This is a genomic window from Mesorhizobium sp. B4-1-4 (genome assembly GCF_006439395.2).
Classification (GTDB): Bacteria; Pseudomonadota; Alphaproteobacteria; order Rhizobiales; family Rhizobiaceae; genus Mesorhizobium.
The window spans coordinates 480,350-492,005 of the sequence record NZ_CP083950.1; the positions used below are offsets into that span (position 1 = coordinate 480,350).

Sequence of the window (11,656 nt, forward strand, 5' to 3'; positions counted from 1 at the left end):
GATGGAAGGTTCCGTAGCTGGCCGCGCCAAACGTCCGCGCACCACGCAAATGGCCGTCGCTGCGCTCGAAACAAATCCGCGGATGAGGCAACCGCTAAGCGAGCCCCTGGAGCCGTCGTCTCCTTTCCGTCAGCTTGTCGTCACCTTGGCGACGAGAAAATGGTTCTTGCTTGCCATCGCCGTTCTGGGTGGCGTCCTTGCTGGTCTCGCCGGTCTTGCTCGTCCGGTTCTGTATGAGGCGACGACGCAGGTAATCATCGACGCTCCAACTGGCGGTGCTTCCTCGGGCAGCGCAGGGTCCGTTCAGGATTTGCTGGATTCGAGCATCGATGACCATCTGACGATGCTCTCCTCGCAAGCCCATTTGCGTCGAGTTCTGGCGTCGCTGCGCAAAGCGCAGGCGGCCAACGCTGCCGGAAAGAGTGGCTCCAGCCTCGTTCCCGCCGATCAGCACACCGCAGGCTCGTTCCTGGGCGATCTCCTGAACCGGGTGTGGCCGCAGGGCAAGCCGGCGGCGGGAAGTCCGGAAGCGGCGGACGCGGCCGAACTGAAGGCGCTTCGGAACGAAATGAGGGTCGGACAAGAGCTGCGGTCGCGGGTCATCTCCATCGGCTTTACCGATGCCAGTCCGGCCCGTGCTGCGCTTGTCGCGAACACATTCGCTCAGGTCTATATTGACGACCTCACACAGAAACGACGTGCATTGGACCAGGTCGAACTGCAATCGCTGGTCGCCGGCCTGCCGCAAGTGCAAAGCGATCTGGTCGACGCAACCAACCGTCTGGAGACGTATCGGCTGACCCACGGCGCCGTCGATCAAAGTGCGGCCAACAATGCGGCCAATGAGAGAGCGGAACTCAGCCGACAGATTTCCCTGTCGAAAGCCGATCTCTCCGCCTCGGAAGCGCATCTTGAACGTATCGAGGATCTGCGGAAGGCGGGCGCGCCCGTTTCGGCGGTCGCTGAAGAAATCGGATCGCCGGTGCTGGCCGACCTGATGGCTCGCCAGCTGGGCGCTGGTGCGGACGAGGGTCAGGGGAATGCGATCAACCGTGAGATGGACCAGGACATCGCGCGCATCGCAGCCGAGGCAAAAGTCTACCGCGCCCAGGTTGCGGCGCTGGAAGAACACGAAAGAGTGCTCGACACGGCGGTGTCCGACACTGCGAGCCAGCTTTCCGGCTTGCGTGCACTTGAGCCTCAGGTGACCATCGTAACGCAGCGATACAACGAGCTTCTTGGCCGGCGACAGGAGTTGATGCAGCACATCGCCGCTCCATCACCCGGAGTAGCGATCCTTTCGATGGCATGGCCGCCGTCAACTCCGAAGACGCTGCCGGCAGTTTTCCTGGTCCCGCCCGGCATGATCGTGTTCGGGCTGATGGGGGCGATTTTCGTCATGGTCCGCAACGCCTTCAATCAGACCTTGCGCAGTGAAGCCGAGGCCGAAGCCGAGCTTGGGATTCCGTGCGTGGGGTTGCTTCCCAAGGTTTCGGGACTTCACGCGAAACAGTTGCGGGATCAGGTTCTGAGCCAGCTGACCTCACCGTTCAGCCGTGCCGTGACGTCCGTTCTTGTCACCGCTGCGCCAACTCAGGGGAGGGGGCATCCGCCACACATCATCCTCGTAACGTCCAGCGTCCGGGACGACGGCAAGACCGAGTTGGCATGGAGTTTGGCGCTTGCGGCAACACGGCTGGGAGGAAGGGTGCTTTTCCTCGACCTTGACCGCAAGGACGTGCGGCTTACGAACGAGTTTCGGGGCGAATTCAGCACTGTCAAGGCTCGCAACTCCTTTGGGGACTATGTAAGTGACCGCTGTGTTCTGCAGGACGCAGTCACGAGAATGCCAGAAATCGGCATCGATCTCATGGCTGCTCCAGCACCCTCGGATGACCTGCTGACGCTTCTGTCGACCGTGGACAGGTCCCAGTTTACCGATGAGTTGCTCTCGGTTTACGACATCATCATCATGAACGGACCCTTGGGTCTCGGAGGGCCTGAAACCAGGCTTCTGAAGCGCTGGGCGGATGCGGTGCTTTTTGCCGTTCGCTGGGCCAGGACGCGGCGCAGCATTGCCCGCGGTGTTCTGGAATCACTGCGGGCCGGTGGGTCCGTCAGCGTTCCAGTGGGAAGTGTGCTCACGCAGGTGAATCTCAAGAAGCATGCTGGCTACAGTCTCGGAAACAGCGCCGACCTCCTGCTGACGAGGGTTTGATGAAGGCCGTCGTCTCTACCTCGAAGGAATATTACCGGGAACCAAGTGCGTTCCCATGATGGGATCTGATCCGGAATGATCATCGAATTTTTCGGATCCCCAGGATCCGGCAAAACAACGTTTGCGCACGCGCTCGCAGAGCAGTTGCGTGGGAAAGGCTATCACGCCAAGGTCGCTCTCAGCTACAAACCCGGCACCAGGGCCGGAAGCTTCGACCTCGGGATTTTCTTGTTCGTCTCACGAATCGTATCGGCAATCTTTTCGACCGCACGAATATTGATTTCTTCCAAGGGAAGGCCGAACGATCTCTCCATTTCATTGTCGTTGGTACGGCTGATACCGCCAAAAAGGCGAATATGGCGCGCTCGAATCTGGCAATATATCTTGCACCTTTCACGTCGCTGGAGCCGTGCGAAGCAATCGTCCGAAATAATAATATTCGATCAAGGATACGTTCAAGCGATTGGATCGCTGGCGGCATTCAACGGGAGCGCTGATCATGCCACGCTCGCAAAGGCGCTCAGCCTCGCGCCGCCGGCCGACCTCACCGTCAGGCTGGTGGTGCCATCTGCGGTCGTGGAGAATCGCTTGCGGCGACGGATGGAGCGCGAGCCGCCGGCGGAGCGAATTTTCGAAGCTGACATGAACGTGAATATGCGTTCTCTTGGTGTGTTTGAATCTATAAATGATCTTCTCGCGATTTCCGGGCGAAAAGTCATTTCCGTGGAAAACGCCGACGGTCGATCAAAATTCAACAGTATTTGTAAGGTCGAGAAACAAATCATTTCCGCACTTTCGCGGACAGATAAGGAAGTCGCGGCTGGAGGCCAAAGACAACGCTCTCTCGATAGCAGTGCCACCGCAGGTCTCGATAATCGCTTTTATGCAGAGTCTCCGAACCGTCCCATGGATGTTCCTCCCGCAATCGCCGCGCCTTTGCGGAATAAGGATGTGGGCTCCCGGCTCGCTCGGGCGAGCGTCTTCGCCCTCTTGATCTATATCGGAGGTGCCGGACTGACCAGCCTTGCACAACTGGCCATTGCACGCCTCATCGGGCCTCGCAACTACGGGATCTATTCCTACGTTCTGGCATGGACGTCCGTGCTCGCTTACCTGGCAACGCTAGGGTTCAACGTGTCCTTGTTGCGTTTTGTACCTGCCTATAGAGCCAATGGCAGGCTTGATCTGGCGCGAGGGGTGATAAAATTCGCGGTGCAAAGATCGCTATTGGCGGCGTCGCTATTCGGGATAACGGGCGCTGCCTTGGTTCTCCTTTTTTCGGATCATACGCAAAACGGACTTGAGACAAGCATTATGCTTGGCATGGCGGCCGTACCCTTGATTACCGCTTATGCTATCGGCGCTACGCTTGTACGTGCTTTTGGCGGCGTCGTCTCGGCGCTATTGCCGGAGCGCATCGTGCGAGACGGGCTCCTGTTGGTGTTGGTGGCGATGATGGCAAAGTTAGGATTGCGGGCCGTTCACGCGCCGGAGGTGATGCTGGCGGTGCTGATAAGCTCCGCGGCCACGGTTGGGCTGGTGTTCATCACGGCGGCGAAGTTTGAACCGCCCGGCCTGCGGCAGGCCCGGCCCAGTTACGAAGCGAGGGAATGGTGGCTTGCCGTGCCTCCGCTCATGCTCATCACCGGTCTCGATGTGTTTGTCAGCCGGGCCGGCGTGCTGGTGTTGGGGTGGACCAACCATATCCGCGAAGCGGGTATATTCGCCCTGGCGTTGAACGTCGCGATGCTTGTGGGGCTCTCTCGCATCGCCGTCGCTACCATGTTTTCGCCAACAGCGGCCGATCTGCATGCCAGGGGAGACCGCAAAGGCCTGCAGCAGCTGTTCGCGCGGGCCACCTTGCTTTCTGCTGGCGGTGCCATCGCAGTCGCCATCCCGATGATGGTGATTGTCGAACCGTTCCTGAGCTATTTCGGTGAGGGCTACACCGCGGGAACGCCAATCGCTCGGGTTCTCATCTTGGGATATATCTTTGTCGCGCTGTGCGGGCCCCAGCAGAATCTTTTGGCAATGACCGGAAACGAATGGGCCGCCGCCACGACCATGATTGCCGGTGCGGTGGCCAACATCATAGCCTGTGCCTTGGGCGTCGCGATATACGGCCCGATTGGCGCCGCCGTGGGTGTCGCGCTTGCGCTGGGCATCTGGAGCGTTGCCATGGCTATCTATATCGGCAAGCGACTGAAGATCCTGCCTGGCTTGGTGTTTGTCCTGCTCTCGATCAGGCCAGGTGCGATCGGCGGCCAGCAATGGAATTGGTTCTTGAGGGTTGGCAAATGACAGCTGTCGATCCGCGGTGAACGTTTGCCGTTCTCGGCTGGCAGCCCTTTCTGCGAAAATTCCGGTATCATTCGACAAAACGGTGTAAGCCGTCCTCGTGGGCTGTCGCCGATGCGAAGCCGACAGCCCGGCGAAGATCGCTCGCATCGGCGCGGGTCTCCAGTGCATCGCCTGGAGGTAAGGAAACGTCGATGCGAAGGTCGCGGCGGCCAAGGGCCGTCTCGATGATGGCGATCAGGCGTTGATTTCTTCGGGCCGGTCATCGCCGATCTTGCAGATCCGGTGTGATGCCGAACTCGTGGCGGGATCGACCATGCGACTGTCCCAATCCGGATGCGGCGGCATGGCAAGCACGCGGCCCCCTTCGACGATGTCGTCGATATAGGTGAAATCCCGCCACACGTGGCTGTCAGTCCTACGATCTGTGCAACGCAGCCGCGCGGCTGCGTTGCAACGCCGATCTCCGATCGCGTGAACGCGGTGACACCCCGGCGCCTATCTCATGGCAGGACCGAAATGCGCCCCAGAAGCGCCACCAACTCCGCCTGGCGCCTTGTCTCGGTCTTGGCGAACAGCGAGGCGAGCTGGGAGCGGATCGTCGTGCGGCTAAGGTGCCAACTGCGGGCGATCTCCAAAGGCGCGTCGCCATGAGCTAGGCGCAACGCCAGCTGCGTTTCCGCGCTGGTCAAGCCGAACATTCTTTGCAATGTCTGAGGGTTCGCCGCCGACGTGTTCTCCCGATCCAGCAATGCGACGATGCTTGTCCCGTCAGGAGCGATGACGCCCGTCTCGTTCAGGATCACCGGCTTGTCGCCTCTGCTGCGGATCACCACCCATGACAGTGAGCCTGGCTGGAAATGCACCGGAACATTCGCGACCAGCCGCCTTAGCCCGGCAGAAAGCTCGCAGGCCGTATCGGCCGCTTCGCCCTGGCGTTCAAGCGTGTCTTGAGCGGCCGTGTTCCATTCGATTACTTTCTTGTCGCGGTCCAGCACGAGATAGCCGCAGCCGATGCGGTCAAGCATGCCGGTTATGGATTCCAAACTGCGTCGCTGCGGCCCGCCAATTCTGGCGTCTGATCGATCCGAGAAGTGTGTCGAGCGTGCATGCCCGGTATCCCTCAACACAATATATTGGCTACCTGCAACCGTATCGTTGCGCCTGTCAATCAGTGTCATCGCTTCTACCCCAACCCTTGTTGCATTTGACGCAAGTAAATGACGTGTAAATTTACCTGCTTTGATTTCCGTCTTTCGACAGGGATCACACTCCTCTGGCTTGAATTTCGACACGGTTATAGGAATCCGCGTCAGGTTTCTTTCGCAGCTTTCGTTGGATGCGCGTTCCTGATGAGCCCTTCCGCAATGATTCTAGTCCCCGGCAAAGGCGTGGCAATCCAGCAGTGGGATTAGGCTGCCCCCTCGCGGCCTAGTCTCGACGGGCTAGACGGAAGGTTGTAGTCTTGGGCATGGGTTCGCATCTGCGTTGGCTGGAATCGAACGTGTCAGGCACCCCGTTAGCTCATGTGGCTTCCCTATTGGTGCTGGCAGTATCAATAATATTCGAAGTAACAAGTACGGTATATGTTGGCCAGGACACGGCGTTTATGGCGTCTATTCCTGCTATTATTGTCGTTGTATACCTCGAAGGCCGTTTGGCTGGCATCGTTGCGACGCTTCTTATGGCCGCCCTCGGCTTGTGGGTACGACGCGTCCTGAACGCTCAACTCTCTGCCGAAGATTGGACCCGCGCCATCTTCCTTGTGGTCTCGGGCGGCCTGATAGCGCTTGTGTTCCACCGCCTGCGACAGGATTTGCGTGGGGCGCTTGAGGTTGCGGAGGCGAGGCTTGCCGCCATCGATGCGGCCGAGAGCCGTTATCGCTTGGCTTTCGAACGTGCCGCCTTGGGTTTTGCAAACACCAATCGACGCGGCGAACTGCTGCAATCGAACAGACGCCTCTGTGAGATGACAGGCTACGCGGAACGGGAACTTGCCCAGCAACCGCTCGAGGCACTTGTTCTTCCCGACGATCGAGATGCCGTGCGGGAGTTGTTGAGAGACGTGGACAGTGGCGCCGCATCGTCCGCCGCGGACATCCGCCTGCTGAGAAAGGACGGCAAGATATTCTGGGCGCGTCTGGCCGTGTCTTCATCGCGGCCTGATGAGGTCTCCACCGAGAGCGTGTTCGTGGTGGTTGACGACATTTCGGAGCGACGAGCGGCTCGCGAGGCGCTCCGGGCTCAGAAGGAGTGGCTTGATCTCGCTTTGTCTGCCGGACGCCTGGGAACATGGCAAATCGACCTCAAGGAGGGGACAGTCGCAGGCTCCGACAAGTTCTGGGACATTCTCGGTCTGCCGCCAACGCCCGTCCGCCGCTTGGAAGAGCTCTCGGCCGTGATTCATCCGGCCGATTGGCCGAAGCTGGCGGCTTCGACCAAACCCTCTTCGGCGGTGAACTACGACGTCGAGGTCCGTGTCCGGCGGACGGACGGTCATGTGCGCTGGATCGCTCTGCGCGGACGCCAGGAAAGACACGGCGATCGCCAGTTGCGCATCGGTGTGGCTGCCGATCTCACCGAGCGCCGACAAACCACGCTTCTGCGCGCGGCCGTAAAGAAACGCGAGCGCATCATGCGCGAAGAACGCCATCGGTTCAGCAACCTGTTCCCAGTGATCACAGCACTGGTGAAGATGATCAATGTTCCCGAGAACGACGTTGCCAAATACAAGGAGATGCTGGTCGATCGGATCAAAACGCTGGAAGCGACGCATCTGCTCCTGTCAGGTCATAGCAGTATTTCAGGGATGCTCCACGATCTCGTGGAGCAGGAATTGCGACCCTTCAAGGAGACCCGTGACATAACGATCAGCGGCCCCTCCATTGTCGTGCCAGTTGGCGCCGCCGAGAGCTTGGCAATGGTTCTTCACGAACTGACGACCAATTCGGTGAAATACGGCGCGCTGGGTAATCCGCAAGGCAAGGTCGACGTAAAGTGGGAGTTCGCATCCGACGGCGCAGGTGATGATGTCGTCCTAGACTGGGTGGAATCAGGACACCGCAACAATTCAGGCGTCGTGCGCCACGGTTTCGGCTCCATGATCATCGGCGTGGACGGCGCGCCGCTCGTCGGTCATTCCCCGAAACTGGAAATATCGGAGCACGGACTGCGATATTCGTTACGGCTGTCACGAAAGGAAATCGAACTGTAGAATGTGTCGTCCGTGAAACGGTCTCGTGGCGCTTTAGGTTTTCATCCTTGGGATGTCCCGTTCCCAACGCAGTTGCCCGCCATGGGCGACAGGCATCAGGTCACATCTTTCGATAGCCAGGTTTGCAGCAAAACCGCTGCTTCAGTCCGGTTCCGCACCCCAAGCTCGCGCAGAATGGCAGCTGCATGGATTTTCGTTGTCGCTTCGGCAATATCCAGATTGCGGGCGATCTCCTTGTTCGAATACCCTTCCGCCATCAGCTTGAGGACGTCCTTCTGCCTCGATGTCAGTCTAGCGAGGTTGCCTGAGTTCACGCGCTGACGGGTCGGATTTTTCGCGGAGGACTGCGGGGCGTAGGATCTCTGTCCGGCCGACGTCCGGGACAAGAGCGCCGGCACGTAGATCCGTCCCGACAGGATCTCGTTGACGGCCATCACAACTTCTTCATCCCTCTGAGATTTGACGATGTAACCGTGAAGTCCGATCGAAAGAGCGGTCAATATCTCAGAGCGCGAATCGTCCCCCGAAACGATCGCGAAGCGTGTATCAGGATAGGCGGACAGAACGTCGCCAAGAACTTCCTGATGAAACAGTCCGGGCATATTTAAATCGAGGATCGCAAGATCGATGGATGCCTGCTCCTCGAGAAGACTGACCACGGCGTCGAAACACGCAGCCTCGAAAATTTCGGCACTTGGAATTCCAGCCGTGAGTGCCAGCCGAAGGCCGCGCCGATACAAGCCGTGATCGTCGGCGATGACGATCCGATACATTGAACTACCCCAACACTTGCTCGGCTCCGACGAGAAAACCCGCTGAAGCCTCCCATTACTCTGTGATGAACCGAGCCGCGGTGTCCCAAAATCGCAGCCAACCACTGGTCATGACATCACGATGATATCCACGGCGCTCCCATCCGAAGATATCAAGTATGGCTAATATAGTCCTAAATTGCGAAAAAGCTTCTGTTATTTTTTCTTAACTTTCGCGTGAGGTGCCTGCCTCCCGAACCATACCGGGTGCCCGGTTCCGATGTCCGGACCAGTGGGCCGTACAGCCTATTGATGCCGGCATAACACATGCGAGCTTCGTTCGTCTCACGGTCAGGTCCTGAACGCTTAGATCTGCCCTTGACCTCGCGGCTATTTACTACCGGAAACGCGTCGGATCGTTGCCATTCGAATGCACGACGACAGCCACCCCGGCGGTCACATACCTTCACTCATGATGTTCGGATTGCCGCCGAGGGTCGGATCGGATCTGACCGGGTGCCGGATCCGGATGAACTCGAACACGAATGCCCGGATACGGCCAACTGCAAATCAGGAGGATCGGATGAAAGCGGTGATTCAATGCGGTGGGATGGGTACGCGCCTTCGGCCTTTCACGTCGGTCTTGCCGAAACCCTTGATGCCGATAGGGGCTCGGCCGGTTCTTGAGTTGCTTCTGAAGTGGCTGCGGCGCAACGGCATAGAAGAGGTTTATATCACGACCGGCTATCTCGGGCACCTGATCCGCAGCGTCTGCGGCGACGGATCGCAATGGAATCTGAAGATCAGATACACACAGGAAATGGAGCCGCTCGGCACCATCGGGCCTCTCTCCCTGATCAGGGATGAACTGAACGATACATTTGTCGTGCTCAACGGCGATGTTCTCACCGATCTAAGCCTCAGCCGGTTTGTCGCCGCGCACCGTTTGCACAAGGATCCGGTTACGATCGCCACGGCCTGCCGGCTGATCAAGATGGACTTCGGCGTCATCGACGAGATCGACAATGCCGTTCAGCTCTTTCGGGAAAAGCCGACACTTTCCCATCTCGTCAGCATGGGGATCTACTGCATGAACCCGGACGTCCTGCGGTTCATTCCTTCGGGCATACCATTCGGGTTCGATGACCTGATGCTCCAGATGATGCAGGGCGGCACGACCGTGCATGTGTACAAGCACGACGGTCTCTGGCTCGATATCGGTCGCGTTGACGACTTCCAGAATGCACAGGCGATTTCCTGGGAAGAGCAGTCGACCTCAATCGAGGTCGCCGCCGCGGCCGCATAGAGAATTCAGATGAGGCCGAACCGTAAATAAGAGTTCAGGAGGTCAAGATGCTCTTGGTGAGCGCCCCGATCCTAGGCGTGCCGGAGAAGGCAGCTCTATCAAAAGTGATTGATAGCGGCTGGCTTACAATGGGAGAGCGGGTAAGAGCTTTCGAACGGGCCTTTGCCGACATGCATGGCGCGCAGGATTGCGTTGCGGTCGGTTCCTGTACCGCGGCGCTTCATCTCATCCTGCATGCATTGGGAATTGGCCCGGGCGACGAGGTGCTGGTGCCGTCGCTGACCTTTGTGGCGACCGCCAATGCGGTGCTGTATGTCGGGGCGACGCCGGTCTTTGTCGATATCGAGTCGGTCGACGTGCCGTTGATGTCGATTGCGGAAGCCGAAGCGCGGTGCACGCCACGCACAAAGGCGGTCATTCTTGTTCACTTCGCGGGCTATCTCGCCAATCGGGAACAATGGCAACGATTCGCCCGTGCCCGAGGGCTGCATATCATCGAGGATGCCGCGCATGCTCCCGGCTTGAGGTCGGTGGGGACATTCGGCGCCGCTGCTGCCTTCAGTTTCTATGGCAACAAGAACATGACGACGGCGGAAGGGGGAGCCGTGATTGCCCGCGACCCCGATCTGCTCGACCGGGTTCGCCAGGCCCGCGGGCATGGGATGACCACAGGGACGCATCAGCGGCTGAACAGTCGCACCCCGCAATATGATGTCACCATGCTTGGCTTCAACTACCGCATGGATGAGCTGCGCGCGGCGATTGGACTGGTTCAACTCGAGAATCTGCAGGAGTGGAACGAAATCAGGCGTATCCTGGCCGTCCTGTACCAGCGCCTCATCGCAGAACGTTGCCCTGCGGTGACAATTCCCTTCAGCGAACCCCGGACGTCGGCTTACCACATCATGCCGATCCTTTTGCCGCGCTATGCGAGGCGGCAGGACATTATCGATGAACTGCGGACTCAGGGCATACAGACCACGATTCATTATCCACCGGTGCACCAGATGACATTCTATCGTGAGCGTTATCCCGGCACCAATCTGCCGCGGACAGAGGATTTTGCTCAGCGAGAGCTGACAATTCCACTGCACCCCCAGATCACTTCGCCTGTCGCCGAGGCGGTTGTGGCCGCGCTCGCAGCCGCGCTCAACAGCGGCGCTCAAACAGGAACTGCGGCATGAATGCGACGGACCTTTCCTTTCACCGGCGTCTCGTCTCAAACCGCACGCATGGCTTCGCGAGACGTGCCATCGATCTTGCCGTCGCAGGCGCCGCAATTGTCATTTTGGCACCGCTGATGCTGCTGATTGCCGTAGCGCTTCTGCTCGAAGGCGGCCGCTCCGTCTTGTTCGTACAGACCCGCATGGGCGTGGGTGGCCAACCCTTCCGTATGTACAAATTCCGCAAGTTTGGCGTGGACTGCAGCCCCCATGGGTTCGCGCTGACCGTCGTGGGCGACAGCCGCATGACGACGGTGGGCCGGTTCCTCGCCGCGACAAAGTTCGACGAGTTGCCACAGCTGTGGAATGTCCTCAAAGGCGAGATGGCGATCGTCGGGCCGCGACCCGAGAGCCTGGCGTTCGCCGATTGTTTCCGAGGTGGCCTGGAGGCCGTCCTGCAATACAAGCCTGGCCTGCTGGGCCCGACCCAGGTTCTTTTCCGGCACGAGGCGCATTTCTTTCCACAATCCGTGGATCCGATCCTGTTCTACCGGGAGGTTATGTTTCCCGCCAAGGCCAAACTCGACCTTTCCTACTATCCGCAGCGCACCATCGTCTCCGACATCGTCTGGATGCTGCGCGGCTTTCTGGCTGTTGTCGGCTGGGTTCCATCACCGCCGATCGACGTATGAAACCCAAATGGGA

General features: G+C 59.1%; 9 protein-coding genes. 6 read left to right on the top strand and 3 right to left on the bottom strand.

Annotated elements, in window-relative coordinates; all coding sequences use genetic code 11:
* Position 1: 1 nt before the first annotated feature.
* The gene (locus FJW03_RS02130; RefSeq protein WP_140766153.1) at positions 2-2,218 is read left to right on the top strand and encodes a GumC family protein; all 2,217 of its coding nucleotides are present in this window, start codon (positions 2-4) and stop codon (positions 2,216-2,218) included.
* Between the two features lie 75 nt (positions 2,219-2,293).
* Positions 2,294-4,519, top strand: a complete 2,226-nt coding sequence (locus FJW03_RS02135; RefSeq protein ID WP_140766154.1) for an oligosaccharide flippase family protein — start codon at positions 2,294-2,296, stop codon at positions 4,517-4,519.
* A 234-nt stretch (positions 4,520-4,753) separates the two neighbouring features.
* On the opposite strand, the gene FJW03_RS02140 is transcribed toward FJW03_RS02135, so the two are convergent.
* The gene (locus tag FJW03_RS02140; protein ID WP_226890562.1) at positions 4,754-4,921 is read right to left on the bottom strand and encodes a hypothetical protein; all 168 of its coding nucleotides are present in this window, start codon (positions 4,919-4,921) and stop codon (positions 4,754-4,756) included.
* A 98-nt stretch (positions 4,922-5,019) separates the two neighbouring features.
* Complete coding sequence (locus tag FJW03_RS02145; RefSeq protein ID WP_140612174.1) at positions 5,020-5,697, bottom strand: helix-turn-helix transcriptional regulator; 678 nt, start codon at positions 5,695-5,697, stop codon at positions 5,020-5,022.
* A 290-nt stretch (positions 5,698-5,987) separates the two neighbouring features.
* Between FJW03_RS02145 and FJW03_RS02150 the strand changes: the two genes are divergently transcribed.
* Positions 5,988-7,730, top strand: a complete 1,743-nt coding sequence (locus FJW03_RS02150; protein ID WP_140766155.1) for a PAS domain S-box protein — start codon at positions 5,988-5,990, stop codon at positions 7,728-7,730.
* Positions 7,731-7,825: 95 nt separating this feature from the next.
* On the opposite strand, the gene FJW03_RS02155 is transcribed toward FJW03_RS02150, so the two are convergent.
* A complete protein-coding gene (locus tag FJW03_RS02155) occupies positions 7,826-8,503 on the bottom strand; it encodes a LuxR C-terminal-related transcriptional regulator (protein ID WP_140612110.1) in 678 nt (225 codons plus the stop codon).
* A 562-nt stretch (positions 8,504-9,065) separates the two neighbouring features.
* On the opposite strand from FJW03_RS02155, the gene FJW03_RS02160 reads away from it, so the two are divergent.
* From FJW03_RS02160 to FJW03_RS02170, 3 genes are read left to right on the top strand one after another with little or no spacing between them, the layout of a single operon-like run.
* Positions 9,066-9,788, top strand: coding sequence for a nucleotidyltransferase family protein (locus FJW03_RS02160; protein ID WP_140612108.1), 723 nt, complete (start codon positions 9,066-9,068; stop codon positions 9,786-9,788).
* Positions 9,789-9,835: 47 nt separating this feature from the next.
* The gene (locus FJW03_RS02165; protein WP_140766156.1) at positions 9,836-10,972 is read left to right on the top strand and encodes a DegT/DnrJ/EryC1/StrS family aminotransferase; all 1,137 of its coding nucleotides are present in this window, start codon (positions 9,836-9,838) and stop codon (positions 10,970-10,972) included.
* Positions 10,969-11,643 carry a sugar transferase gene (locus FJW03_RS02170; protein WP_140612104.1) on the top strand — a complete coding sequence of 225 codons (675 nt, stop codon included), beginning with the start codon at positions 10,969-10,971 and terminating at the stop codon, positions 11,641-11,643. Before FJW03_RS02165 ends, FJW03_RS02170 begins: the two co-directional genes overlap by 4 nt.
* Positions 11,644-11,656 lie beyond the last annotated feature (13 nt).